Below are 25,088 nucleotides of genomic sequence, written 5' to 3' on the forward strand. Positions count from 1 at the left end.
TCGACCCGCCATCCCTCCGGCCTCTTCGACACGAAGGACCGAGCCGTGCCGGACCGACCCGAGATCGTCTGCATCTGCGGTTCCACCCGCTTCGCGGACGAGATGAACGCGGCGAACCGCGATCTGACCCTCGCGGGTGTCATCGTCGTCGCGCCGGGCGTCTTCCCGGGCGCCGCGGACGAGCCGATCACCGACGAGCAGAAGTCCGCGCTGGGCGCCCTTCACCTACGCAAGATTGACCTGGCCGACCGGGTCCTGGTCGTCAACCCGGGCGGATACATCGGCGAGTCCACCAGCAGGGAGATCGCGTACGCCCACGCCACCGGCAAGCCGATCTCGTACACCGACCCGGCCTGAGCGTCCCCGGTCGAAGCCGCGCGGCCGTCGGCGACGCCCGGACTGACAGAAACGGGCGGGGCCGCGCGGCCCCGCCCGAGGTCGTTCAGAGGCGGCCGGCGCCCGCCCCGGCCTGCACCAGGGACGGCACGGAGGCCGGCGGGTCCAGCGTGTAGCTGTAGTACGTGCGCGGCTCGACGACCGTTCCGCCGGCCTGGCACGTGCCCGAACCGCTGAAGATGTTGTTGCGCTGCACCAGCCGGCCGGGGTCGCTGTCGGCGTAGCCGCCGGTGGAGAAGCACGGGTAGGGCACCCCGGCGAAGTAGTTGCCCTCGACGAGCACCCCGCCGTTCATAGTGGACGCCACGCCGTACAGCTCGTTGCCGTCGAAGTAGTTGTTGTAGACGTGCACCGGCTCGCCGAAGCGCACCCGCGGATGTCGCTGGCGGGAGCCGTCGAACCAGTTGTGGTGGATGCTGACCCGCAGGTGGCCGATGTCGGTGGAGGCGGCGCCGTCGGAGTGGCCGATCAGCATGCTCTTGTCGGTGCCCGCGAAGTGGTTCCACGACACGGTGACGTAGTCGGCGCCGCGCACGATGTCGACCGAGCCGTCCACCGGCCGGACGAACGTGTTGTGGTCGATCCAGATGTGGTGCGACTGCTGCCCCACGTTGATCGCGTCGTCCTCGGCGTCGACGAAGGTCAGGTTGCGCACGATGACGTTCGACGAGCGGTAGAAGTCGAACCCGCCGCCGGTGATGGTGGCGTCCGGCCCGAGGCCGAGGATGGTCTTGTTCGGGCGTACGCCCTGCTTGCTGGTGATGGCGATGGTGCCGCTGACATGGATGACCATCGGGCCGACGGTGTCGATGGCGTCGAGCAGCTCGTCGGTGGTGTCGACGGTGACCGTGACCCCGCCGGCGCCCCCGGTCGTGGCGCCGGCCACCGAGGCGAACCCTTCGGGCGTGGCGGGCGCGGCGGCCAGCCCCGCGGCCGCGACGAGGGCGAGGGCGAGGAGAGCGTGCATCACAGCCTCCCCACGCCGGCGCCGGAGGTCACCAGCGACGGCACCGACGACGCCGGGTCGAGCGAGTAGCTGTAGTACGTGCGCGGCTCGGTCACCGTGCCGCCCGCCTCGCACACGCCGGAGTTGACGAACGCGTTGGCGCGCTGCACGAGCCGGCCCGGGTTGCTCTCCGCGTAGCCGCCGGTCGAGTGGCACGGGTACGCGACGTTCTCGAAGTAGTTGCCCTCGGCGACCACGCCCGCGTTCTCGGTGGACGCGATGCCGTAGAGCCCGATGTCGCGGTAGTAGTTGTTGTAGACGTGCACCGGCTCGCCGAACCGCACCCGCGGGTGCCGCTGGTTGGAGCCGTCGAACCAGTTGTGGTGGTAGGTCACCTTCAGGTATCCGACGTCGGCGGTGTACGTGTCGGAGTGGCCCACCAGCATGGTCTTGTCGGTGCCGCGGAAGACGTTCCACGACACGGTGACGAAGGTGGACTTGCGCTTGATGTCGAGCGAGCCGTCGTAGGCCGGCAGGAACTCGTTGTGGTCGATCCACACGTGGTGGGCGCCGTTGGTGACGCTGATCGAGTCGTCCTCGGCGCCGCTGAACCGGAGGTTCCGGATGATCACGTTGTTGCCGGGCCGGGTGGTGCTGCCCAGCTGCAGGCCGCCGCCGGTGATCTCGGCGGTCGAGCCGACGCCGAGGATGCTCTTGTTCGCGACCACGGTGACCATGTCGTCCACGGCGATCCGGCCGGAGACCAGGATGGTGTACGGGGTGTTGGCGCCGGCGTAGCGGGCCAGGTCCGCGCCGGTCGTGACCGTGACGGTCGGCCCGGCCGCTCCCCCGGTCGTCCCGCCGCTCACCGAAGCGAAGCCGTCGGCCACGGCCGCGACCGCCGCGACGGCGCGCGCGGGCCCGATCCCGGCCGCGGCGAGCAGGGCGAGCGTGGCGACGCCCGCGCCCGGAAGTCTGCGCATGCCGATCACACCTTTCCGACGCCGGCGCCGGCCGGCACGATGCTGGGCACCGACGCGGCGCTGTCCGCCGCGTACGGATAGAAGGTCCTCGGGTCGGTCACCGTGCCGCGCGTCTCGATGGCGTGGTTGCAGTCGACGAGGATGTTGTCGCGCTGCACCAGACGGCCCAGCGGCCCGCTGAAGTCGACGCGGCCGGGGTTGTTGACGCTGGAGAAGTAGTTGCCCTCCACGAACAGCCCCGCGTCGTTGGTCGAGGCGATGCCGTAGCTGTTGTCGCGGAAGTAGTTGTTGGCGACGTGCACGACCGGCGCGAACCGCACCCGCGGGTGCCGCTGGTCGGAGCCGTCGAAATAGTTGTGGTGGTAGGTGGTGCGCAGCCGCCCGGTGTCCTGCGCGGCGTTGTCGTCGTCGTGGCCGAGCAGCAGCGTCTTGTCGTGGTCGTGGAACCTGTTCCACGACACGGTCACCAGGTCGGAGCCGCGCTTGATGTCGACCGCGCCGTCGTCGCCGTTGGACAGGTCGTTGTGGTCGATCCAGATGTGGTGGCTGAACATCTGCACGTTGATCAGATCGTCGGAGGCGCCGGACAGGCTCAGGTTGCGGATGATGACGTTGTGCACCGCGTTCGCGGGCGGGGACGTCACGTCGTCGTCGACCGGCAGACCGATGGTGAGCCCGCCACCGACCAGCGATGCGGTCGAGCCCAGCCCGACGATCGTCTTGTCGGACGCCACGGGGTACATGCCGTCGTTCCGGCCCCGGGGCAGCGGGATGGTTCCGGAGACCTGCACGACGTACGGTCCGGGCCGCGCGATGGCCTCGATGAACGCGGCGGCGGTCGTCACCGTGACCACCGGGCCGCCCGCGCCGCCCGTGGTGGTCGCGAGCCCGTGTCCCGCGACGGTGGCGAACCCGTCGGGTCCGGCGGGAGCCGCGTGGGCCGCCCGGGGAAGGCCACCGGTGGCGACCGCGGCAGCTCCGGCCGCGGCGAGCAGGGAGCGGCGCCTCACGACGACACCCCCGCTCCCGCGGTGACGATCGCCTTCACCGAGGCGGGGTCGTCCAGCGTGTACGAGTAGTAGGTGGACGGCTCCTGCACCGTTCCGCTGCAGTCGGGCGCGCCCGACTCGCCCACGAACACGTTGCTGCGCGCCACGCAGCGGCCGGCCGGACCGGCGTACGTGTTGGTGACCGGCTCCTCGACGTTCTCGAAGTAGTTGCCCTCGACCACGCAGCCCGCGCTCGCCTGGCAGGCCACGCCCGTGTCGGTGTTGTAGAAGTAGTAGTTGTTGTAGACGTGCACCGGCTCGCCGTAGCGCACGCGCGGGTTGCGCTGCGGCGTCGCGTCGAACCAGTTGTGGTGGTAGGTGACCTTCAGCCGCCCGGTGTCCTGCGCGCCGTTGCCGTCGTCGTGGCCCAGCAGCATGTTCTTGGTGTGGTCGTGGGTGTGGTTCCACGAGACGGTGACGTACGAGGATCCGCGCTTGATGTCGATGAGCCCGTCGTAGCCGTCGGCCAGATCGTTGTGGTCGATCCACACGTGGTGCGAGAACATCTGCACGTTGATCGAGTCGTCGCTCGCGCCGCGGAACGACAGGTTCTGGATGATGACGTTGTGCACGGCGTCCGCCGGCGGCGTGGTGACCTCCGAGACCGGCAGCCCGATGTTCAAGCCGCCACCCGTGATGCCCGCGGTCGCGCCCACGCCGACGATCGACTTGTCGCTCGTGACGTCGTACATGCCGGCGGGCAGCGTGATCGTGCCGCTGACGCAGATGGTGAGCGGCCCGCTGGTCGCGATCGCGGTGAGCAGCTCGGCGGCCGTGTCCACCGCGACGGTGGGGCCGCCCGCCCCGCCGGTGGTGCCGTTCTGTCCCCATGCGTTCACCGTGGCGAACCCGGCGGGCGCGCCGGCGACCCGGCACTGCCCCGGAGGTGGCGGCGTGGTCGGTGTGGTCGGTCCCGGATCGGGCGTCTCGGTGTCCACGGCGACGTCGTCGAAGGAGGCGCTGGCGTACGAGGCCAGCAGCGCGATGCGGCCGGACGCAAACGTGGCGTCGGTGGCCCGGACGACCGCCGCGCCGTCCACGGAGCCGGTCAGCGCGGAGCCCCGTACGGTCAGCGACAGCGTGCGCCACGTGCCGGTGCCGCCCGCGACGGCCGCCGTGGCGAGCACGGTCGCCGAGCCGCCGGCGACGCGCTGCAGCTGGGCGGCGCCCCCGCCGGTGAGCACCAGCGCGTAGTACTCGCTCGAGGAGCGGGCCCGCGCGGCGATGCCGACCGTGCGGTTGGTGGCGCCGAAGGCGATCGGCCGCACCCGCGCCGAGACCGTGTAGTCGGTCCACGAGGTCGTCCCGGCCAGCGCCCGGGCGTTCGCGCCGGTGCTCGACTGCCGGAACGCCGGTGAGCCGTCGGTGACCACCGACCAGGAGCCACCGGAGCGGCTCCAGCCGTTCGCGTTGCCGTCGTCGAAGGTGTCGGAGAAGAGGGGGCCGGCGTAGGCGGGGGCGGTCACGACGGCGCTCAGCACGAGGGCGGAGACGACCGTCGTCGCGATGGAGATCCATCGAATTCTGGTCATGGTATTTCCTTCGGGGAATTCGCAGGAGGCGCCGGGGATGGGCGCGACGACGTAACGCCGCCGAAATCTCTTTTCCGAAGATAAGAATGGGAATAGGCGCGAGTCAATGGAATCCATTTGCAGGTAATTTGCATCCGAAATCGCGCAGCAACCATCGCACCGGCCGCTTGGCCGATGGGGTGCCCTACTATGACCGTTTCCGGCCGGGGTTGGCAACCGCTGTTTGCAGCAACAGCATCGTCGCGTCGCGAACGATCATGCGAAACGGCGGGCGGGCGCGCGATTCCGGCTTTCTCCATCGACAGCGGCCGACCGGATCTCCATCCCGGATCACGCCGCCGGTCGCGACGGCCGAGCGCCCTGACATCGAACCGGCCACTGTGTTCGGCGCCCGCATTCGTGCGTTCCGTTCCAGCGATCGACGACCCGGCAGCGGTCTACGCGACCCCGAGGCCGTCCACGAGCTCGGCCACCGCGTCGAGGAGGTCCGGGCCCATGACGAGGGCCGCGTCGTTGTGGTCGGCGCCGTCGACGGCGAGCAGCCGTACGGGACCCGCGGCTCTTTCCGCGACGGCGATGCTGTGCGCCGGCGGGACGACCGTGTCGGCGGTGCCGTAGGCGACGAGCGTGGGACGCTGCACCCGGCCGATCAGGTCACCGACCGGGAACCGGTCGCGCAGCAGCAGCCGCACGGGCAGGAACGGGTAGTGCTCCCGGCCCGCGGCGGCCAGGTCGCGGAACGGCGACCGCAGCACCAGCGCGGCGGGCGGATGCCGGACAGCGAGGGCCGTCACCACCGCCGCGCCGAGACTCTCGCCGAAATAGACCAGGGGCAGGCCCCGGGCGGCCAGGTGGGAGCGCGCGGCGTCGACGTCGTGGGCCAGACCCTGCTCGCTGGGGCTGCCCGGGTTGCCGCCGTAGCCGCGGTAGTCGAGCAGCAGCACGGTCAGCCCCCGGTCGGCCAGGGCGGCGGCCAGCGGCGCGCGGTCGAGGCGGTTGCCCGCGTTGCCGGGAGCGAAGAGCACTGCCACGTGCCGGTCGCGGCGGCCCGCCGGGGGCGTCACCAGCCAGGCGCCCAGGCGCAGGCCGTCGGCCGTGTGCAGCACGACGTCGCGGGCGCCCGCAACGACCCGGGATGCGGGCGGCGGCGCCGAGCGGTCCGGGAAGTAGATCAGCCGCCGCTGCAGCAGCCACACCAGGGCGACGAGCAGCGCCACGACCAGCAGCACCACCACCAGCGCCATCCGCAGCTTCGCCATCGGTCCATTCTGCGACGGCGCGTGCCCGGCCCGGGCGGCTGGCATCATGGGACGGTGGCCGAGGGCGACTCCATCCGGCGGCTCGCCGCGCGGCTGACCTCCTCGCTGGCCGGGCGCGACGTGCTGGCGGGACAGTTCCGGCGGGGCGGCGAGATCCCGCCGTCGTTCGCGGGCGACCGGCTGGTCACCGTCGCGGCCGTCGGCAAGCACCTGCTGATGCGCTTCGGCAGCGAGCGCACCGTGCACAGCCACCTGCGGATGCAGGGCTCGTGGCGCATCCACCGGGCGGGCTGGCGTCCCGGCCCGGCGGCCGACCGGGTCGGCGCGTGGTTCGACTTCGGCCCGGCCGGGGTGCTGGCCGCGCACGCCATGCCGGTGCTGCGGGTGCTGCCCACGGCGCGCGAGCACGAGGCGGTGGGGCACCTGGGCCCCGACATCCTCACCGACCGGTGGCCCGCGGCGGCGCCCGCCGTCGCCACCGATCCCGCCCGGCGCATCCGCGAGGCGCTGCTCGACCAGCGCAACGTCTGCGGCATCGGCAACCTGTGGGCCGTCGAGGGGCTGTTCATCGCCGGGGTCTGGCCGCACACCCCGGCCGGGCGGGTGGACGTCGCGCGGGTGCTCGACGTGATCGCCCGCATGATGCGGCTCGGGCTGCGCAACGGCTCGCAGAGCACCACGGGCGACCTGCGCAGGGGCCGGACCCATTGGGTGTACGGGCGGTACCGGCGGCCCTGCCTGCGATGCGGCACGCCGGTCGCGTTCGTGGCGGCCGGCAGCGACCCGTACGACCGGGAGACCTGGTGGTGTCCCCACTGCCAGCCGCAGCCCTGACCAGCCGGCTCAGCCGGGCGGCGTGACCGTCAGGTTGCGGCAGTGGGCCTGCAGCACGGCGAGCGCCCGCTCGCTGACGGTCAGACCCCGGCCCCGCCGGTACGAGAAGTCCGCCTCCGGGGTGTCCTCGACGACCAGGCGCACCATGGGCGGCGGCGTGTCGCCCTCCTCGACGTCGAAGGCGTCCTCGTCGTAGCTGACGCGGGCCTCACCGGTGCGGTAGCCGGTGAGCTCCGCTGCCGACAGCGCGGCCACCAGCTCAGGGGTGGCGATGAGCTGCGGCGGCCGCCCGGCCAGCGCGTCCGGCGCCCACGAGATCTCGACCGAGAGCACACCGTCGGTGTCGTCGTAGCCGTCCCAGGCCGGGTCGGGGTCGATGCGGATCCGGCGCGGCGTGTCCGTCTGTTCGGTGCTCACGAGCTGGCAACCTACCCTTACCTGATCCGGACCTGTTCGATCGGCTCGCGGCCGGGAGCTCAGTTCCGCGGAGGCATGACCGTCAAGTTCCGGCAGTGCTCCTGCAGCAGGGCGAGAGCCCGCTCGCTGACGGTCAGGCCCTGTGACGCCAGGAACGAGAAGTCGGCCGTCTGGTCATCGCCGACGGTGAGGCGCACCAGCGGCGGCGCGGTGTCGCTGGGCTGGACTCCGAAGGCGGACTGGACGTAGTACCCCCGCGCCGGCCCGGTGACGTAGCCGGTGAGTCCGGCGTCCGCCATGACGGCGACCAGCTCCGGGCCGGCCACCACCTCGGGCGGCCGTCCGGCCAGGGCGTCGGGCACCCACGAGAGCTCGACGGCGAGCACCCCACCGTCCTCCTCCTCGTACCAGTCCCAGGCCGGATCCGGCTCGATCCGGTAGCGGCGCGGAGCGCCGTTCGGCTGTTCAGTGCTCATGGCCACAACCTATCCTCATCGAATTCTGGGCTCGAACCAGTGCCCCAGCATGTCGTCGACCTTCGAGGCGTAGTCGAGGACCTCCTGCTTCGTCGGGGTCCGGCCGGCTTCCTTCATCGCGTAGTAGAACTCGTTCCATACGACACGGACCTCGCTGAGATGCACGCGGTTGTTCACGACACCCTCCGGGATGCCGCGCAGGTTCTCCAGCGAGTGCAGCTCGTCCTCCGTGAACAGGCCGGGGTACTTCTTCAGCACCACCCTCTCGACCGCGTGGTGCACCCAGACCTTCCCGCGTGCCGAGGGATTCGCCTTGAAGAACGTCTCGTTGTAGTTGTGGTATCCGGCCGCGTTGCCGACGGTGGCCGGCTTGCGGACCGGCAGAGCCGGGCCCGAGGGAAGGTCGTTCGGCACCACCCCGCACGGGATCCCCGTGACGATGTTGTGGACCAGCAGCGCCAGGCCGCCCGCCACCACGTAGTAGGTGTGCAGGTCCGCGACCGTGAGGTTGTAGACCGTCGTCCGCTGCTCGCGGTGCCGAACCCGCTCTACGTCGACGTGCCGGCCGTCCGAGGTCAGCAGGTCCGACCCGCTCAGCAGCTTGCCCGCCTCGACCCACCGGCCGACGTTGGGCGCCCAGAACGGATGGTTGCCGGTGGCCGTGAGTCGCGCGGTGCGGCCACCCGCCGGGCCGTCGAGGTCGACGGTCAAGTCGGCCAGCGCTTTGTCGCCGGTGCCGGTGATGGTGTCGGTTACCGGCTTGGCCACGCTGACGCCGGTCACCGGATCGGAGGCGAGCACCCGCTCACCGACGCGGATGGTCTCGATCCTCCTCCTCGAACCATCGGCCATCAGCACGAGCGTCCCGGCCGCGAAGCTGTTCGGCGGCGGGCCCAGCCGGACCGGGCAGCTGTCGCGTTTCCGGACAGCCGCGATCAGGTCCTCGGCCTTCTTGCGCGCCGCCTTCAACCCGTCGAGGAACTTGAAGAGCTTCGGGGCGAGCTTGGCCAGCTTCGCCGTGGCACCGAAGATCTTGCCGATCGGCAGCATCCCCACGAGCGTCCACAGGCACGCCTCGACGTTGCCCTCCATGATGCACTTCTTGACGTCGCCGATGCCCGAGAGCTCCTCGAACAGATCCCAGGCGTTCTCCTTGAGGAAGTCCAGCAGGCCCTTGCCGGCCTCGGCCTTCGCCGCCAGGTATTGAGCGCGCTCCTCCGGGGTGAGCGAGTCGAGCAGTGCCTGCTCCTCCTCGCCCTGCGGGAGCCCGCCGTTGTCGGCGACGCCGTTGGCGAGCGCCTCGGCGGCACGCCGGCGCTCGGCCTCCTCGGCCCGTTCGGCAGCCTGCTGCGCTTCGGTCGCGTACTGGACGGCGTTGTCGGCCGCGGCCGCCGCGGAATTCGCGTACTGCTGAGCGCTGTCGGCCGCCCTCTGGGCGTTCGCGGCGTCGGCCTCCGCCCGGCCGGCCGCGCCCTGCGCCGCGGCGGCGTCACTCTCCGCCGCCGCCGCAGCGCTGTTCGCCGCGTCGGCCGCGTTCTGTGCCGCCTGTGCTGCTTGCCCGGCGATCGCGGCGTCGTTGGCCGCCTCATTCGCGGCCTGCCGGGCCGCTTGGGCGTCGGCGCGGGCCTGGGCGTCGGCGCGACCCGCGCTGGCCGCCGCAGCACGAGCCGCGGCCCCGTCGGCCGCAGCTTGCGCCGCAGCCTTCTTCGCCTCCGCCGCCGACGCGGCCGCCTCCGCCGCCGACTGGGCAGCCGCGGCGGCGGACAGGAACGCCGGCTTCACCTGCTCGGCCGCGGTCGTCGCGGCGGCCTCGGCCGCCTTCTGCGCGGCGAGCGCCTCGGCGGCACGCTGTGCGGCCGCCGTCGCCTGCTCCTGGCCGATGATCGTGGCCTGCTGGGCGACCTGCTGCACGAAGTCGGCGTCGATGTCGGCGCCGGTGAACGGCGACACCATGGCGATCGCCGTGTTGGCCGGCTCGGCGATGCCCGCCGCCGACACCCGCGCCGCCGCGGCCGCGTTGACCGCGATGTCCGCCTGCAGCGCCGCGGCGACCGCCTCGGTGTTCGCCGCCTCGGCCTCGTCCTTGGTGCGGTTGGCCGCCCAGAGCGACTGCACCGACTCGTCCGCCGCCTTCTCCGCCAGACTCACCGCGGCCTGCGCCGCACGAGCGGCCTTGACCTCCTGCGCGGTGGCGACCGCGGCCTTGGCGTCCGCCTTCAGCCGGAAGGCGTGCGTCTGCTGGGCTGCGGCCTCGGCTCGATCCGCCGCCGCGTCCGCGGCGTCGGCTGCGGCCTGCGCGGCCTCCGCGGCAGCCCAGGCGCGTTCCGCGGCGCCCTGCGCGCGGTTCGCCGCCGCCCGGGCGTTCGCCGCTGCGCCCGTCGCCGCGTTGGCCGACGACCGCGCCGACCGTGCAGCGGTGCCCGCCTGGCCCGCGGCAGCATTCGCCTCGTCCGCCTGGCGCTGAGCCTCCTGCTTCTCGGCGTCGGTCGCGGCGCTGGCGACCGACGCCCGCGTGGCGGCGGCCCTGGCTTTCGCGGTCTGCTCAGCACGCTCGGCCGCGACCGCCTCGTCGCGGGCCACGCGCGCCTGGCCCTCCTGGTTCCAGGCGCGGTTCGCCGCGGCGCCGGCGGCCTCGTCCGCTGCCTCGGCCCGCTGGCGGGCGGCGCTCGCGGCGGCCGCCTGCTGCTCCGCCGCGGCCCGCTGGGAGCGGGCGACGGAGGCCTGCTGTTCGGCGATCGCGCGCTGCCGCTCGGCCTCGGCCCGCTCCGCCTCGGCGATCTGCCGCTGCTTCTTGGCCTCGGCGGCCTGCGCCTCGGCCTCCTGCCGCTCCTTGCGGGTGCGCTCGGCGGCGGCCCACGCCTGAGCCTCGGCCGCCTGAGCCTGTTCACGGGCCTTCTTGGTGCGCGCCGCGGCCGTCTTGGCGGCGTCGGCCTGACGCTTGGCGGCGTCGGCGAGCCTCGCCGCGGCCTTGGCGTGCTCCTCGGCGTGCTGGCGCCACTTGATGGCCTGCTGCGCGTGGGCCTCGGCCTGCGCCTGCGCGCCCTGCGCGTTGTTGGTGGCGATGGTCGCGTCGATGGCGTGGCCCGCCGTGGTGGCGGCGCCCTGCGCGGCGACCACGGCCGCGTTCATACCACTGACGATCAGCGACCACTCCGCGCCGTAGGTGAGGCCGGTGTCGATCAGGTCGTCGGCGGCCATGGTGGCGACCGCGGCGGCCGACGCAGACCGCTGGGCAGCCTCCTGTGCGGCCCGCACCTGGTTGGCGGTGTTCGTCTTGGCGGCGGTCAGCTCGGTGTTCTTGCCTGCGACGGTGCCGGGGCCGCGCAGCACACGGTCGGCCTGCCGGGCGGCGTTGGCGGCGCCGGCCATGGCGTTCGACGCGCGCTGCAGTTCCCGTACGGCGTCGCCGTGCGCCCGCAGCAGCCGGGTGCGCGCCTCCGACGCCCGCTGGGCCCGCTGGGCGAGCTCGGAGAGCGCCTCGGCAGCCTTGTTGCGGGCCTCGAGGTCCTTGAGGTACTGCTCACGCGCCGCGGCGTCGGCCTTCGCGGCGGCCAGGTATCCGGTCTTCCAGAACTCGGCGACCGCGGCGTCGTCACCGGCGAGGGCGGCGGTGGCCGCGGCCTTCACCTGCGACTCGGGCGGCGCCGCGGAGACCAGCAGCTGGACGCGGGCGCGCAACTGGTTGGCGCGGGCCTGCTTGTCGGCGGCCACCTTCTCGTCGCGGGCGCGGGCGACGTCGGCCCCGTACGCGAGGAACAGCTCGCGGTCGGTGTCGCTGCCCTTGAGCACCCGGTCGACCTCGGCGCGGAAGTACTCGCCGCCGGTGCCGGCCATCGCCTTGATCTTCGCCAGGTTGTCCGCGGCCTGCTGCTTGCGGCGGGCCGCGATCTGCGTCTCGAGCTGACGCTTCTCCACGTTGGCGAACTGGAAGATCTTCTGGGTGTCGCCGGTGGTCAGCGCCGCGATCGCCGCCGCGCGCACCTCCGGCTCCGCGTGCAGCTCGGCCACGTCGGCGACGGCCTTGCGCCACCGTTCGGCGGTGGCGTCCAGCCCGGTTTTGCCGTCCCACGGCTGGCTCACCACAGGCGGTACGGGAATCGGGTCGTCGCCCTCGAGCAGCTCCGCCAGCAGGCGCGCCGCCGGCGTGGAGGGCGCCGCGGAGGCCGGCGGGGCGTGCAGCCCGGCGAGGACGACAAGCAGCGTCAGCAACGCCACCAGAAGCGCGCGTAACCGCGGCAGGGGTTTCATGACCGGCATCCGTTCCGCCAGAGTGAGGGCACGTCGAAAGGGCGCGTGCACCGGAAAAGGACACGCGCGGGCACGGCCGCGGGGCGGCCGGAATCAGGTGAGGTGCTCAGTCGAGCGCTGGCGTCAGCCGGCAGGCGCGTTCATGTGTTTCCCCCGTGTATGAGCCCAAGGCTTCGACGTTCTCCGATGCGACGGCGTGATCTAAACACGAATGGCGCGCCCGTTCCATCCCGTCCCCGGCCATTCGGCGAACATCGACGGCAGTAGCTGCGCAAACGCGTTCAGGAAATGTGCCGCACGGCGGGTTCGAGCAGCGACAGCGTGCCCCGCCGGGCGTCGAGGGCGACCCGGACACCGACGGGCATCGGGAGGTTGGGGCCGGCGTGTCCGAACTCGACGTTGCCGAGAACCGGGATGTCGCGGTCGCCCAGCACGTCGAGGACGATCTCGCGCAGGGCAGGCAGACCGCCGGACGGGCCGAGGCCGTCGATCGCGTGCGGGACGCCCACGACCATGCCGGCGATCCGGTCGAGGATGCCGCTGTGCCGCAGCACGTGCAGATAGCTCCACACGTACGACGCCAGGCCGCCCGTCTCCTCCCAGAACAGCACTGCGCCGTCGAACCGGTCGAGCGGCAGCGCGTACGGCGTCGCCTGAGCCAGGACGATGCGGTTGATCACCCCGCCGAGCAGGCGGCCCTCGGCGCGGCCGGGACGCCAGCACTCCCACGGCCGGCCGGCGGGCAACGCCCCGATCGGCTCGGTGGAGGTTAGCAGCGTCGTGTAGAGCCTCTCGAGCTCGGCTCGGCGGCCCGCGGGCGCGCGCCGCCACGCCCCGCCGAGCCCGGGCGTCGCCAGGTCCGCGTGGAACCCGACCAGCCCCGTGCGCGCGTGGAGCACCAGGTGCAGCAGCGAGATGTCGCTGTAGCCGAGGATCGGCTTGGGGTCGGCGGCGACCGCCTAGACGTCGATCAGGTCCAGGTAGCCGAGCGCCGTCTGGCCGCCGTCGTGCGCGACGATCGCGCGCACCTCGGGATCGCGCAGCAGCGCGTTGAGCTCCTCGGCGATCTCCGCCGGCCGGGCCGCGCTCCACCAATGGCGGAGATCCGACCGCAGCAGCGGCGCACGGCGCACGCGGAACCCCATCCGCTCGAGCACGGCCACCGCCTGCTCGAGGTCGGGCTCGTAGGCGGCGTGCAGCGGACCGGACAGCGCGGCGATGACGACGAGGTCGCCGGGCGCCAGAGCACGGGGCCGAAGCAGGTCGGGCACGGTCATCGCCGCAGTGTCCCCGCGCCCGGGCACGGCTCGCTACCGCATTCGCGGCCGGAGTCAGGCGTTGCCGCGGCCGCTGATGGCCGCCACCTCGGCGGGGGTCAGGCGCAGGCCGGCCGCGGCCACGTTCTCGTCGAGGTGCCCGACCGATCCGGTGCCGGGGATCGGCAGGATCTGCGGCGACCGGGCCAGCAGCCACGCGAGCACGATCTGGTGGGGCGTGGCCTCGTACTTCCTGGCCGCCTCCTGCACGGCGGCGTTGCCGTCGAGGTTCTGGATCGGCGCCCACGGCAGGAACACCAGCTGCTCCTGCTCGCACAGGTCCACCAGCGACTCGGAGTTGCGGTCGTCGACGTTGTAGCGGTTCTGGATCGAGACGATCGGGGTGAGCCGCTGGGCGGTGCGCAGCTGCTCCTCGGTGAAGTTCGAGACCCCGATGTGGCGGATCTTGCCCTGCTCCTTGAGCTCGGCCAGCGCGCCGATCGAGTCCTCCAGGGGCACGCGGGGGTCGGGCCGGTGGAACTGGTAGAGCGGGATCTGCTCGAGCCGCAGCCGGCGCAGGCTGCCCTCGAGGGCCTCGCGCAGGTGCTCGGGCCGGCCGTCGGGCGTCCACTGCCCGGGCCCGGGCCGGACCAGCCCGCCCTTCGTCGCGATCACCAGGTCCTCCGGGTACGGGTGGAGGGCCTCGGCGATCAGCGACTCGCTCACGTCGGGACCGTACGAGTCGGCGGTGTCGATGAAGGTGACGCCGAGCTCGATGGCGCGTCGCAGCACGTTCTTCGCCTCGTCGCGGCTCTTGGGCTCGCCCCAGATGCCGTCCCCGGTGATCCGCATGGCGCCGTAGCCGAGGCGGTTGACCGTGAGGTCCCCGCCGAGGTCGATCGTGCCCGCCGCACCGGCCTGTGGTGTGCTCACTGTCCGACTCCTCACGCTCGTGCCGACCCCGCCGACGCTACGTCCGATCACCGCGCCCGGCGCCCGGCGGAGAAGAGATCTGGGTTACGTCCCGCGATTCCTTCCGGGGCGGGCCGCGGTCTGTCCCTGTATGACGACGACACATGATCCGAATCGGCTGCTGTGGCAGGAACGCGCGGCCGGCGACGACAGCCGGCCGTGGGAGTCGCTGGCGAGCGAACCCGAGGGCGTACGGGAGGAGAAGGTCGACCTGCCGAGCGGGCCGGGGCTGTGGCTGCGGCCGCCCGGCGGCGACGGCACCACGGTGCTCATGGCGATCCACGGCGGCGGGTTCGTCAGCGGCTCGATCGCCACGCACCGGCGCATGTTCGGGCATCTGGCGCTGGCGTCCGGGCTGGACACCCTGGTCGTCGAGTACGGCCTGGTGCCCGAGCACGTCTATCCGGCACAGCTCGACCAGGTCACCAGCGCGTACGCGTCGCTGGCCGGCAGGCGGGTCGCGCTGGCCGGCGACTCCTGCGGCGCCACGCTCGCGCTCGGGATCGCGCAGCGGGCCGTACCGCCGCCCGCCGCGCTCGTGCTCTTCTCGCCGTGGGTGGACTTCGACAACTCCGGTGCGAGCTACGACGCCGGCACCGACCCGTTCTTCACGCGGGAGCTGACCCGCAGCCTCGCCGCGGCCTACCTGCACGGCGCCACCCCGGACCCCTGGGACTTCGGCGCGCTGCCGCCGACGTACGTGCAGGCAGGCGGCGACGAGGCGCTCGTCGACGACGCCCGCATGCTGGCCGGGCGGGCGCCCGCCGTCGAGCTGGACGTGTTCCCCGGGCAGCTGCACACCTTCCAGATGGCGGCCGGCCGGTCGCCGGTGGCCGACGACGCGATCGGGAGGGCGGGACGGTGGTTGCGCCGCACACTGTTCGCATGACCGATGCCGGATTCGAGGCCGCGACCGGGCACCTGCGCCGCGAGCTGACCGCGCACTGCTACCGGATGCTGGGCTCGTGGGACGAGGCCGAGGACGCCGTGCAGGAGACGTACCTGCGGGCCTGGCGCGGCTGGGCCGGGTTCGAGGGGCGCGCCTCGGCCCGCACGTGGCTGCACCGCATCGCCACCAACGTCACGCTGACGGCGCTGGAGGGCCGCGGCCGGCGCGCGCTGCCCTCCGGGCTGGGCGCCGGCGAGGCCGCGGACTGGATCCAGCCGTACGCCGAGGACCGTGACGACCTGCGGCTGGCGCTCATCGCGGGGCTGCAGACGCTGACGCCGGGGCAGCGTGCCGTGCTGGTGCTGCGCGACGTGCTGGCGTTTCCGGCGGCCGACGTGGCGGAGATGCTCGGCCAGACGGTCGGCGCGGTCAAGAGCACCCTGCAGCGGGCCCGCGCCCGGCTGGCCGAGACCGCGCCCCGCCCGGACGACGTGGCCGAGCCGCGTAGCCCCGAGGCGCAGCGCCAGCTCGACGCGTACATCACGGCTTTTCAGACGGCCGACGTCGACGGGCTCGCCGCGATGCTGCGCCGCGACGCCACGCTCGAGCTCGTGCCGGACCGGCGCTGGTTCGACGGCATCGAGCAGTGCCTGCCCGTGCTCACCGACGCGGTGGGCCTCACGCAGTGGCGGATGGAGCCGACGTACGCCAACGGGCAGCCGGCCGCGCGGGTGCCGGGGTACGGCGTCGTCGTGCTCGACTGCCGGACCGACGGCATCGCGGGCATCACGGTGTTCGGCGATCCGGGGCTGACCGACCGGTTTCCGCCCGCGGGAGCGGGGCAGAATGGACGGTGATGCGCCACTACTCCGTACACCTGCAGGCGCCGAACGGTGCGAGCGGGACGGTCGCCGCCTACGGGCACTACGGCCGGCCCGTGCTCGTGTTCCCCACCGAGAAGGGCAACGCCTGGGAGTGGGCCGACAACGGGATGGTCGGCGCGGCGGAGGAGCTGATCGAGGCGGGGCGGGTCAAGCTGTACTGCGTCGACTCGTTCGACGTGGACACGTGGTCGGCGCACCACCTGCCGCTGGAGGACCGCGCCCGCGCCCATGCGGCGTACGACTCCTGGATCCTCGAGGCCGTGGTGCCGCACATCCACGGCGACACCGGCGCCGACGCCGGCATCCTGACCGCCGGCTGCTCGCTGGGCGCCTACCACGCGCTGAACTCCGCCTTCCGGCGCGCGGACCTGTTCCCCGAGGCGCTGTGCCTGTCGGGCAACTACGACCCCGGCACGTGGAACGCGTGGGGCGAGCACGGCGACGCGGTCTATTTCCACAACCCCACCGCGTACGTGGCCAACCTGCACGGCGACCACCTGGACTGGCTGCGTTCCCGGCTCCACCTGGTGCTCGTCTGCGGCCGGGGCCAGTGGGAGGACACGACCGGCGCGCTCGCCTCGACGCCGCGCATGGCGGAGCTGCTGGCCGCCAAGGGCATCCGCCACGAGCTCGACATGTGGGGCCCGGACACCCCGCACGACTGGCCCTCGTGGCGGGCCCAGCTCGCCCGTCACCTGCCGGAGTTCTGCTAGCGGCCGACTAGCATGATCGGCATGGTCGAGCCCCTGCCCTTCGGCGCCTTCCCGACCCCGCTGGAGCCGGCGCCGCGCCTGGCCGCCGAGCTCGGCCTCGGGGAGCTGTGGATCAAACGGGACGACCTGATCGGCCTCGGCGGGGGCGGCAACAAGGCGCGCAAGCTGCGCTACACCTGCGCCGAGGCACTGGCCGCCGGGGCCACGACGCTCGTGACGACCGGCGCGCCGCAGTCCAACCACGCCCGCGCCACCGCCGCCACGGCCGCCCGCCTCGGGCTGGGCTGCGTGCTCGTGCTGGCCGGCGAGCCCGCTCCGCGCGTGGCCGGCAACGTGCTGCTCGACCGGCTCGCCGGCGCCGAGCTCGTCTGGGCGGGCGACCGCCCCACCGACGAGGTCGCCGCCGCCGAGGCCGCACGGCGTACGGGCTCGTTCCTCGTCCCGTTCGGCGGCTCGTCGCCCACGTCCGTGCACGCCTACGCCGAGTGCGCCCGCGAGCTCGACGCGCAGGCCACGTTCGACCGTGTCGTCGTGGCGGTGGGCTCGGGCGCCACGATGGCCGGCCTGGTGCTGGGCCTGGGCGCGGGTCGCGTGCTCGGCTTCGACACCGGCGCGACGCCCGACCCGGACGCCGCCGTACGCCGCCTGCTCGCCGACGACCCGGGCGAGCTCACCATCGATCGCAGCCAGGTCGGCCCGGGCTACGCGACGGTGACCGACCCGGTCCGCGCGGCGTTGCGGCTGGCCGCCTCGCGCGAGGGGCTGTTCCTCGACCCCATCTACACCGGCCGTGCGATGGCCGGCCTCGCCGCCACGGCCGTCCCCGGCGAGCGGGTCGTGTTCCTGCACAGCGGCGGCGTGCCCGGCCTGTTCGGCGTCGACCAGCCCCTGGTCGGCTGAGCGGCGCTCTCCGTCTCCGGGACGGCGGACGTCATCAGCGACGGTGGGCGTCACCCAGCCGGATTTCTTCGCCGCACGTACCAGAAGTAACCGGCGAGCACGAGGTAGAGGGCGGCGAAGCACGCCGCGGCGGTGTGCTCGCCCGGCGACGTCCGGGCGAAGGCGGCGCTGGCGGTCAGCAGGGCGGCGAGGACGGCCAGGGTCACGACGATGGCCGTGTCGCTGCGCGCCCAGCCACCGGCCGGAGTCCCCCGGCCCCGTTGCGCCTGGTCCGTCAGCTCTCTGGTCAGGGCGGAGGTCGCCAGCACCACCAGGAGAAAGGGAACCACGGTGAGCCAGGGGTCCTCCGCATGCTCGAAGAGCCCGGCTCCGAGAAGGGCCGCGAGAACACTCAGCAACGCCACCCGGGACGCCCTGCCCGGTACTCGGGCCCGCTGCCCAGGTGATTCGCCGGTCATGTCGATCTCTCCGCAGCCCTTCTCGGCTTGTCGTGACGCGTGGTCAGCCGGGGACGCCGCCGCCTCGTCGAGGACGGCCGCCACCCCGGCCTGGGGCCCGTCGGTGATCCTGCGCCGACCCGGCTCGGCTTCAGGCCGGCGAACTGCGCGGCCGCCTGCGGCACCTGCAGCGCTGCGCGGCGAAACGAAATACTTCACGCACCAGAACAGCGTTGACGACCGCCGCCGCGGCGAAAGCCACGTACATCAAGGGCACGCCGGCCCGGCCCAGTTCGCCTGCGACAGCGACAACGATGTACAAACCGCCCGTGAACCAGCCGATGCCGATGGGCAGGGTCGCGATCTCGGCCACGAAGAACCACACGTCGGACAGCGTCAGCATGCCGAGCACGACGAGCACGTACGCAGCCGTCCCCACCCAGAAAGGCCGACGTGACGAGGGCGGCGGGGGCGGCGGCGCGTCCTGAGATGGTTCCACGCCGCCAGTACACCAGGCTCGACGTCGTCGCGGATCACCGACAAGTCCAGGTCAGCGCCCCGATGGGGTCGAATACGGAGTCCTGCGCGGCGGTCAGTCCGGGTCGGCGGCGCCCAGCAGGGAGCGCGTGATGGTGTGCGCCTCGTCCAGCATCTCGTCGACGGCGTGGGTGAGGTCGGCGTCGGCGGCGTCGCGCTCGTCCTCGGCGGCGATCAGCACGGCCCGGCGGACCAGCTCCTTGATGAACGAGGCGGTCATGCCCTCGGCGCGGTCCGCGACCTCGTCCAGCACGGCGGGCGAGAAGGCGAGACTGCGCGCGTAGCGGGCCAGCAGCAGCCGCCGGGCGGCGCGGTCGGGCAGCGGCACCTCGACGGCGAGGTCGACCCGGCCGGGGCGCTGGGCCAGGGCGGGCTCCAGCACGTCGACCCGGTTCGTGGTGAGCAGGAACGCCACGTCGGCGTCGTCGCTGAGCCCGTCGAGGGCCTCGAGCACCTCGAACAGCAGCGGCTGGCTGCCGGGGCTGTAGTCGCGGTTCTCGGCGACCAGGTCGCAGTCCTCGAGGACGACCAGCGCGGGTTGCAGGGCGCGGGCCATCCGGGCGGCGTCGGAGACGAACTGGATCGACGGGCCGGACAGCAGCACCACGGTGAGCTCGGGCAGCGCGCCGAGCAGGTAGCGCACGGTGTGCGTCTTGCCGGTGCCGGGCGGGCCGTACAGCAGCAGGCCCCGCTTGAGATGCTGGCCGGCGGCGCGGAGCCGGTCGCGGTGGCGGGCGACGCCGGCGACGTGCCGGTGCAGCCGGTCGAGCAGGCCGGCGGGCAGCACGATGTCCTCCGGGGTGAGCTCCGGACGCGGATGGAAGGTGATGCCGCCGACGCCCGGGTCGAAGTCCGAGCCGCCCAGGCTCAGCACCTGTCCGCGCAGCACGGAGTGGCGCACCATCATCTCGTGCACCTCGGCGATCAGCGCCGCCGCGGCGCCCGGCCGCGGGCTGAGGATCTCCATCCGTCCGGTGGTGTTGCCGTAGCGCGGAGCCGCGGCCCGCTGCAGCACGGCGACCGGGTCACCCGCGTACGAGAACAGGCGCAGGCCGAACGAGACCGCCTCCCGCGTGCTGCGCGGGCCGGTCGCGACGCTGGAGTAGTCCACCGCGCCGACCGGGAAGTGCTGGAACCGTGCCGCCATGTCCAGCAGCTCGCCGAGCGAGTGATGGTTGCGCTGCTCGCCGCCGCCGATGCCGAGCAGCCGGGCGTGCTGGTCGCGCTGCTGGATCTCGGCGAGCGCCCCGTCGAGGTCGACGAACCGGTAGGCCGGCACCTCCTCGGTGACCACCGCGATCTCCCGCGGATCGACGCCCAGGTGCTCCTGCAGCACCGGCGCGAGCGCGCGGTCGCCGTCCGGCTGCGCCTGCTCGCGGTGGTTCGCCACCACCTCGTCGAGAAACACCTGAAAGGCCGCGATGAAGTCCTGCGTACGCTGATCCATGCCCGGAAGTTAGCGAAGATCCGCCCGCGCCGAGGCCCTTCCGGATATCGACCTGCCGCGGCGGCGGCGTGCCGGCGATCTTTTCCGGCTGCTTTAAGGCCCCCTTATGAAACCCGCGGCTAGCGTCCTGCCGTCAGCGGTTTCGAGAGCTTGCCGAGGTAGTGATGGTGCCAACGATGGTCGTCGAGGGGCGTACGCGGGAGGCGCGGGCGGTCAGCCTGCTGGTCGGCAGGAGGCTGGAGTACGTCTGGCTGGGGCACGCCGTCGTGCTGACGTTCGCCGGCGGCAGCGAGGTGCTGATCGAGACCGCGGCCCGGCTGAGCGGGCCGGGTGTGCGGGCCGTGGTGGAGCCGGGCGACCAGCCGTCGGACGTCCTGGCCACGCTGCTCGGCGCCGTGGTCACCGACGCGTGGACCGGGCGTGCGGGCACCCTGACGATCTGCTTCGCCGGCGGGTCGGAACTCGCGGTCGAGGCGCACGCCGACGTGGAGTCGTGGGCGGTCGCGCAACCGGGCGGCGTGCTCGTGGTGTGCCTGCCCGGCGGCGAGGTGGCCGTGTGGGGCGACTACGAGGGGTGAGACACCCGCGGCCGGGAGCCCGCCCGCTGCCTCGAAGCGGCGGCGAGCAGGCTCCCGGCGGGCGGATCAGGCCAGGTCGAAGCGGTCGAGCTCCATGACCTTGGTCCACGCGGCGACGAAGTCGTGCACGAACTTCTCGCCGGCGTCGGCGCTGGCGTAGACCTCGGCGAGGGCGCGCAGCTGCGAGTTCGAGCCGAAGATGAGGTCGACCGCGGTGGCGGTCCACTTCACCTCGTCGGTGGCCAGGTCGCGGATCTCGTACACGTGCTCCTGGTTCTCCGACGCCTTCCACCGCGTGCCCGGCGAGAGCAGGTTGGCGAAGAAGTCGTTGGTGAGCACGCCGGGCTTGTCGGTGAGCACGCCGTTCTGCGAGCCGCCGAAGTTGTTGCCCAGCGCCCGCAGACCGCCGACCAGCACGGTCATCTCGGGGGCGGTCAGGTTGAGCATGTACGCCCGGTCGACCAGCAGCACCTCGGGCTGGGTCTTCTCGCCCGGCCGCAGGTAGTTGCGGAACGCGTCGGCGCGCGGCTCGAGGACGCGGAACGACTCGACGTCGGTCTGCTCCTGCGAGGCGTCGGTGCGGCCCGCGTGGAACGGCACGGTCACCTCGACGCCGGCGTCGCGCGCCGCCTTCTCGACCGCGGCCGAGCCGGCCAGCACGATGAGGTCGGCCAGCGAGATCTTCGCGCCGCCGGCCTCGTTGAACTCGCGCTGGATGCCCTCGAGGGCCGTGATGACCTCGCCCGTGCCCTGGTTGACCTCCCAGCTGCGCTGGGGCTCCAGGCGCAGCCGGGCGCCGTTGGCGCCGCCGCGCTTGTCGGTGAACCGGAAGCTCGCGGCCGACGCCCAGGCGGTCGACACCAGCTGCGCCGTGCTCAGGCCGGATTCGAGCACCTTGGCCTTGAGGCCGGCGATGTCGGCGTCGCTGACCAGCGGGCCCTCGTGCGCGGGAACCGGGTCCTGCCAGAGCTGCGGCTCGGCGACCCACGGACCGAGGAACCGGCTGACCGGGCCCATGTCGCGGTGCAGCAGCTTGTACCAGGCCTTGGCGTACGCGTCCGCGAACTGGTCCGGGTTCTCCAGGAAGCGCCGCGAGATCTTCTCGTACGCCGGGTCGACGCGCAGCGCCAGGTCGGTCGTGAGCATCGTCGGGCGGTGCTTCTTGTCCGGGTCGAACGGGTCCGGGATGATCTCGTCGGTCGTCTTGGCGACGTACTGCTTCGCGCCGGCCGGGCTGGTGGTGAGCTCCCAGTCGTACCCGAACAGGATCTCGAAGAAGCGGTTGCTCCACTGCGTCGGCTTGTCGGTCCAGGTCACCTCGAGGCCGCTGGTGATCGTGTCGGGGCCCTTGCCGGTGCCGTGCGCGTTGATCCAGCCGAGACCCTGGTTCTCGATCGGGGCGGCCTCGGGCTCCGGGCCGATGTTGTTGTCGGCGGGAGCGGCGCCGTGGGTCTTGCCGAAGGTGTGGCCGCCGGCGATCAGCGCGACGGTCTCCTCGTCGTTCATCGCCATGCGGCCGAAGGTCTCGCGGATGAAGTGGGCCGCGGCCAGCGGGTTCGCGTTGCCGCGGGGACCCTCGGGGTTGACGTAGATGAGACCCATCTCGGTCGCGCCGACGCCCTCGGCCATCGTGTTGTCGGAGACGTAGCGCTCGTCGCCCAGCCAGGTGTCCTCGGGACCCCAGAAGATCTCTTCGGGCTCCCACACGTCGACGCGGCCGAAGCCGAAGCCGAAGGTCTTGAAGCCCATCGACTCCATGGCGACGTTGCCGGCGAGCACCAGCAGGTCGGCCCACGAGATCTTCTGGCCGTACTTGGCCTTGACCGGCCACAGCAGACGGCGCGCCTTGTCGAGGTTGGCGTTGTCCGGCCAGCTGTTGAGCGGGGCGAACCGCTGGCCGCCGTCGCCCGCGCCGCCGCGGCCGTCGTGGATGCGGTAGGTGCCCGCGGCGTGCCAGCTCATCCGGATCATCAGGCCGCCGTAGTGGCCGAAGTCGGCGGGCCACCAGTCCTGCGAGGTGGTCAGCACCTTGATGATGTCCTGCTTGAGTGCCTCGACGTCGAGCTTGGCGAACTCCTTGGCGTAGTCGAAGTCCTCGCCGAGCGGGTTGCCCTTGTTCGAGTGGGCGTGCAGCACCGACAGGTCGAGCGAGTTGGGCCACCAGTCGCGGTTGCTGTGCGGGCGCCCACCGGTCTTCGGCTTGGGCGAGTCGATCGCGGGGTTCTCGCTCTCGCTGCCGTGCGAGGTGACGGAGTCGTGCGCGACCGGGCAGCCCTCGGCCGCCTTCTTGTCTACCCCCTGTGCGCTGGCGGAGAAGTTGTCCTGGCTGTCGCTCATCGGTTTCCTTCCGAACAATCGGGGCAGGTGCCCCAGTAGACGACCTCGGCCTCGTCGATCACGTAGCCGTGGTCGTCCGAGGCGGTGAGACAGGGAGCATGGCCGGCGACGCAGTCGACGTCGGCGATCGCGCCGCAGGAGCGGCACACGACGTGGTGGTGGTTGTCCGCCACCCGCGTCTCGTAACGGGCGGTCGCACCGGCGGGCTCGATGCGGCGCACCAGACCGGCCTCGGTGAGCGCGCGCAACACGTCGTAGACCGCCTGGTGCGAAACCTTGGGATGGCCGGCCCGCACCAGGTCGATCACCGTGTCGGTGTCGACGTGCGGGTGGTCGCGCAGCGCGGCGAGCACCGCCAACCGTGGCCGGGTCACGCGCAACGATACCGCCCGCAGCTGAGCTGCGAAGTCGGACGTCACCCCGCAGACCCTAGTCCCCTTTTCTGGAACAGATCAAGTTTTACTTTCCCGGCGCGGCGGCGCGCTCGTACAGCACGAGGGTGGAGCTCGACAGGCGCCACGTGCGCACCGCGCGGAACTCGCCGCTCAGCACGGGTGCCAGGTCGGGCCGCTCCGCCGCCGGGCTCTTCGGCCTGCCGTACACGAAGAGCCACACCCGCCGCTGCGCCCGCAGCCGGGAAGCGGCGTCCGGCGCCTCCACCGCGCGCAGGTCGCCCGCCTCGGCCGCGGACCGGACCAGCAGGAAGTCGGCGGGCCGGATCGGCCGGCCGCGCAGGTAGTAGTACATGCCCGGGCGCAGGTCGCGCTCGCGGGGGAACAGCAGCACGTCGCCGGGCTGCTGGTCGCGGGCCACGATCGCGGCCGCCGCGCGGTAGTTGCCGCCGTTGTGCGAGTCGGTCTGCCGCAGCTCCCGCTGGGCGGGCAGCCCCGCCCAGCCGAGCGCCAGCACGGCGATCATCGCGCGGGCGAGCCCGGCCCGGCCGTCCCCGGGCACCCCGGCCGCCGCGAGCAGCGCCAGCCACGGCAGCACCAGCAGCAGGTAACGCGGCACCCAGAACGGCTGCCCGGCCGCGGCCGCCACCGCCAGCGTCACCACCGGCAGCAGGGCGAGCGCGACCAGCCCCGCGATCCGGCCGCGCGTACGGCAGGTGGCCGCCACCCCCAGGCCGATCAGCAGCCAGGCCGCGCCGGCCGACCCGGCGATGTCCGCGGGCGCGGCGAGCAGGTCGTCGAGGGTCGGCGGTCCGTAGATCCACCCGACCTGCGCGTCGACCTGCCCGGCCGCGACCGCCGCGAGCGGCGCCAGCACCAGCGCGGCCCAGGTCACGCCCGCGGCCCACGCCACCACGGTCCGCCCGCGCCGGGTGCGCCACCAGTGCAGGCCCACGATCACCGCGTGCGCGCCGAGCGCGGCGAGGGCGACCAGATGGGCCGCGCCCAGCAGCACCACGGCGGTCCCGTACGCGATCACGGCGCCCGCTCCCGGCCGGTCGAGCAGCCGGTGCAGCAACGCCGTCGCCACCACGAACAGCAGGCACACGATCGCGTAGACCCGGGCCTCCTGGGCGTAGCGGGACGTCTGCGGGATCAGCGCGAACAGCACCCCGGCCAGCAGCCCCCGGCCGGGACCGAGCAGGCGCTCCCCCAGCCGCCCCACCAGCGCGGCGCTGACGGTCATGGCGATCCACGAGGGAGCCCGCAGCGCCCACTCCGAGATGCCGAACAGCCCGGTCCACGCGTGCATGAAGAAGTAGTACGGGGTGACGGCGGCGTCGATGTGGTGCCCGAGCCGCCAGATCTGCGCGGGCGTGCGGGTGGCGACGTCCACAGTGGCGATCTCGTCCCAGCTCAGCACCGGTGTGGACAGATGCCGGGCGGAGACGGCAGCCATCAGCAGCGCCGGCACCAGCCACGGGGCGAGGCGTCGCGCCACGGTCCGCGCGCGGTCGGCGGCGTCGCTCATGAGGGGCCTCCGTCCTGACGCAACAGGGACGACGGCATACCCAGCGGGGCGCAGACGAATATTCTAGCTTCGGCT

At 72.8% G+C, this 25,088-nt stretch carries 23 protein-coding genes and 1 pseudogene; 7 read left to right on the top strand and 17 right to left on the bottom strand.

Annotated elements, in window-relative coordinates; genetic code table 11:
- Nucleotides 1-45 precede the first annotated feature (45 nt).
- Entirely contained in the window at nt 46-357 is a 312-nt protein-coding gene (locus ACSNN8_RS30145; protein ID WP_436653315.1) for a hypothetical protein, read from the top strand.
- 85 nt (nt 358-442) lie between these two features.
- Here the strand turns inward: ACSNN8_RS30145 and ACSNN8_RS30150 are convergent, their stop codons facing one another.
- The 5 genes from ACSNN8_RS30150 to ACSNN8_RS30170 form a co-directional block, all read right to left on the bottom strand.
- Nucleotides 443-1,363, bottom strand: a complete 921-nt coding sequence (locus tag ACSNN8_RS30150; protein WP_436653317.1) for a pectate lyase family protein — start codon at nt 1,361-1,363, stop codon at nt 443-445.
- Nucleotides 1,363-2,325 (bottom strand): pectate lyase family protein, encoded by a 963-nt coding sequence (locus ACSNN8_RS30155; protein WP_436653318.1) that lies wholly within the window; start codon nt 2,323-2,325, stop codon nt 1,363-1,365. Before ACSNN8_RS30155 ends, ACSNN8_RS30150 begins: the two co-directional genes overlap by 1 nt.
- Nucleotides 2,326-2,330: 5 nt before the next feature.
- Nucleotides 2,331-3,335 (bottom strand): pectate lyase family protein, encoded by a 1,005-nt coding sequence (locus tag ACSNN8_RS30160; RefSeq protein WP_436653320.1) that lies wholly within the window; start codon nt 3,333-3,335, stop codon nt 2,331-2,333.
- Nucleotides 3,332-4,906, bottom strand: a complete 1,575-nt coding sequence (locus ACSNN8_RS30165) for a family 16 glycoside hydrolase (RefSeq protein WP_436653321.1) — start codon at nt 4,904-4,906, stop codon at nt 3,332-3,334. Before ACSNN8_RS30165 ends, ACSNN8_RS30160 begins: the two co-directional genes overlap by 4 nt.
- A 437-nt stretch (nt 4,907-5,343) precedes the next feature.
- Nucleotides 5,344-6,165, bottom strand: coding sequence for an alpha/beta hydrolase (locus ACSNN8_RS30170; protein WP_436653323.1), 822 nt, complete (start codon nt 6,163-6,165; stop codon nt 5,344-5,346).
- 54 nt (nt 6,166-6,219) lie between these two features.
- Between ACSNN8_RS30170 and ACSNN8_RS30175 the strand changes: the two genes are divergently transcribed.
- Nucleotides 6,220-6,999: a DNA-formamidopyrimidine glycosylase family protein gene (locus ACSNN8_RS30175; RefSeq protein ID WP_436653324.1), complete on the top strand. Its 780-nt coding sequence runs from the start codon at nt 6,220-6,222 to the stop codon at nt 6,997-6,999.
- A gap of 9 nt (nt 7,000-7,008) precedes the next feature.
- On the opposite strand, the gene ACSNN8_RS30180 is transcribed toward ACSNN8_RS30175, so the two are convergent.
- The 6 genes and pseudogenes from ACSNN8_RS30180 to ACSNN8_RS30205 form a co-directional block, all read right to left on the bottom strand.
- On the bottom strand, nt 7,009-7,416 hold the full coding sequence (locus ACSNN8_RS30180; protein ID WP_436653326.1) for a hypothetical protein: 408 nt from the start codon (nt 7,414-7,416) through the stop codon (nt 7,009-7,011).
- Between the two features lie 59 nt (nt 7,417-7,475).
- The gene (locus ACSNN8_RS30185; protein ID WP_436653328.1) at nt 7,476-7,892 is read right to left on the bottom strand and encodes a hypothetical protein; all 417 of its coding nucleotides are present in this window, start codon (nt 7,890-7,892) and stop codon (nt 7,476-7,478) included.
- A 15-nt stretch (nt 7,893-7,907) separates the two neighbouring features.
- Entirely contained in the window at nt 7,908-12,140 is a 4,233-nt protein-coding gene (locus tag ACSNN8_RS30190; protein ID WP_436653330.1) for a polymorphic toxin-type HINT domain-containing protein, read from the bottom strand.
- Nucleotides 12,141-12,421: 281 nt separating this feature from the next.
- Nucleotides 12,422-13,039: a hypothetical protein gene (locus tag ACSNN8_RS30195; RefSeq protein ID WP_436655453.1), complete on the bottom strand. Its 618-nt coding sequence runs from the start codon at nt 13,037-13,039 to the stop codon at nt 12,422-12,424.
- A pseudogene (locus tag ACSNN8_RS30200) lies at nt 13,013-13,417 on the bottom strand (LD-carboxypeptidase); the annotation flags it as partial. The gene ACSNN8_RS30195 and the pseudogene ACSNN8_RS30200, both read right to left, overlap by 27 nt.
- Before the next feature lie 54 nt (nt 13,418-13,471).
- Nucleotides 13,472-14,329 carry an aldo/keto reductase gene (locus ACSNN8_RS30205; RefSeq protein WP_436653332.1) on the bottom strand — a complete coding sequence of 286 codons (858 nt, stop codon included), beginning with the start codon at nt 14,327-14,329 and terminating at the stop codon, nt 13,472-13,474.
- Nucleotides 14,330-14,459: 130 nt separating this feature from the next.
- On the opposite strand from ACSNN8_RS30205, the gene ACSNN8_RS30210 reads away from it, so the two are divergent.
- From ACSNN8_RS30210 to ACSNN8_RS30225, 4 genes are read left to right on the top strand one after another with little or no spacing between them, the layout of a single operon-like run.
- A complete protein-coding gene (locus ACSNN8_RS30210) occupies nt 14,460-15,257 on the top strand; it encodes an alpha/beta hydrolase fold domain-containing protein (RefSeq protein ID WP_436653333.1) in 798 nt (265 codons plus the stop codon).
- Complete coding sequence (locus ACSNN8_RS30215; protein ID WP_436653335.1) at nt 15,254-16,114, top strand: RNA polymerase subunit sigma-70; 861 nt, start codon at nt 15,254-15,256, stop codon at nt 16,112-16,114. The genes ACSNN8_RS30210 and ACSNN8_RS30215 overlap by 4 nt, the downstream gene beginning before the upstream one ends.
- Nucleotides 16,114-16,854 (top strand): esterase family protein, encoded by a 741-nt coding sequence (locus ACSNN8_RS30220; protein WP_436653337.1) that lies wholly within the window; start codon nt 16,114-16,116, stop codon nt 16,852-16,854. Before ACSNN8_RS30215 ends, ACSNN8_RS30220 begins: the two co-directional genes overlap by 1 nt.
- Before the next feature lie 21 nt (nt 16,855-16,875).
- On the top strand, nt 16,876-17,754 hold the full coding sequence (locus tag ACSNN8_RS30225; RefSeq protein ID WP_436653338.1) for a pyridoxal-phosphate dependent enzyme: 879 nt from the start codon (nt 16,876-16,878) through the stop codon (nt 17,752-17,754).
- A 50-nt stretch (nt 17,755-17,804) separates the two neighbouring features.
- On the opposite strand, the gene ACSNN8_RS30230 is transcribed toward ACSNN8_RS30225, so the two are convergent.
- From ACSNN8_RS30230 to ACSNN8_RS30240, 3 genes are all read right to left on the bottom strand, one after another.
- Nucleotides 17,805-18,158: a hypothetical protein gene (locus tag ACSNN8_RS30230; RefSeq protein WP_436653340.1), complete on the bottom strand. Its 354-nt coding sequence runs from the start codon at nt 18,156-18,158 to the stop codon at nt 17,805-17,807.
- Between the two features lie 184 nt (nt 18,159-18,342).
- The gene (locus ACSNN8_RS30235; RefSeq protein ID WP_436653342.1) at nt 18,343-18,612 is read right to left on the bottom strand and encodes a hypothetical protein; all 270 of its coding nucleotides are present in this window, start codon (nt 18,610-18,612) and stop codon (nt 18,343-18,345) included.
- A gap of 171 nt (nt 18,613-18,783) precedes the next feature.
- On the bottom strand, nt 18,784-20,175 hold the full coding sequence (locus tag ACSNN8_RS30240) for an AAA family ATPase (RefSeq protein ID WP_436653343.1): 1,392 nt from the start codon (nt 20,173-20,175) through the stop codon (nt 18,784-18,786).
- 176 nt (nt 20,176-20,351) lie between these two features.
- Between ACSNN8_RS30240 and ACSNN8_RS30245 the strand changes: the two genes are divergently transcribed.
- Nucleotides 20,352-20,753, top strand: a complete 402-nt coding sequence (locus tag ACSNN8_RS30245; RefSeq protein WP_436653344.1) for a DUF6188 family protein — start codon at nt 20,352-20,354, stop codon at nt 20,751-20,753.
- A gap of 66 nt (nt 20,754-20,819) precedes the next feature.
- On the opposite strand, the gene katG is transcribed toward ACSNN8_RS30245, so the two are convergent.
- Genes katG through ACSNN8_RS30260 form a run of 3 tightly spaced genes read right to left on the bottom strand, consistent with a single transcriptional unit; the run spans nt 20,820 to nt 25,013 of the window.
- The gene (gene katG / locus ACSNN8_RS30250; RefSeq protein WP_436653345.1) at nt 20,820-23,090 is read right to left on the bottom strand and encodes a catalase/peroxidase HPI; all 2,271 of its coding nucleotides are present in this window, start codon (nt 23,088-23,090) and stop codon (nt 20,820-20,822) included.
- Entirely contained in the window at nt 23,087-23,509 is a 423-nt protein-coding gene (locus ACSNN8_RS30255; protein ID WP_436653347.1) for a Fur family transcriptional regulator, read from the bottom strand. The genes katG and ACSNN8_RS30255 overlap by 4 nt, the downstream gene beginning before the upstream one ends.
- Nucleotides 23,510-23,549: 40 nt before the next feature.
- Nucleotides 23,550-25,013: a glycosyltransferase family 39 protein gene (locus ACSNN8_RS30260; protein ID WP_436653349.1), complete on the bottom strand. Its 1,464-nt coding sequence runs from the start codon at nt 25,011-25,013 to the stop codon at nt 23,550-23,552.
- Between the last annotated feature and the right edge of the window lie 75 nt (nt 25,014-25,088).

It is taken from the genome of Actinoplanes sp. URMC 104 (genome assembly GCF_051386375.1).
Lineage (GTDB): Bacteria > Actinomycetota > Actinomycetes > Mycobacteriales > Micromonosporaceae > Actinoplanes.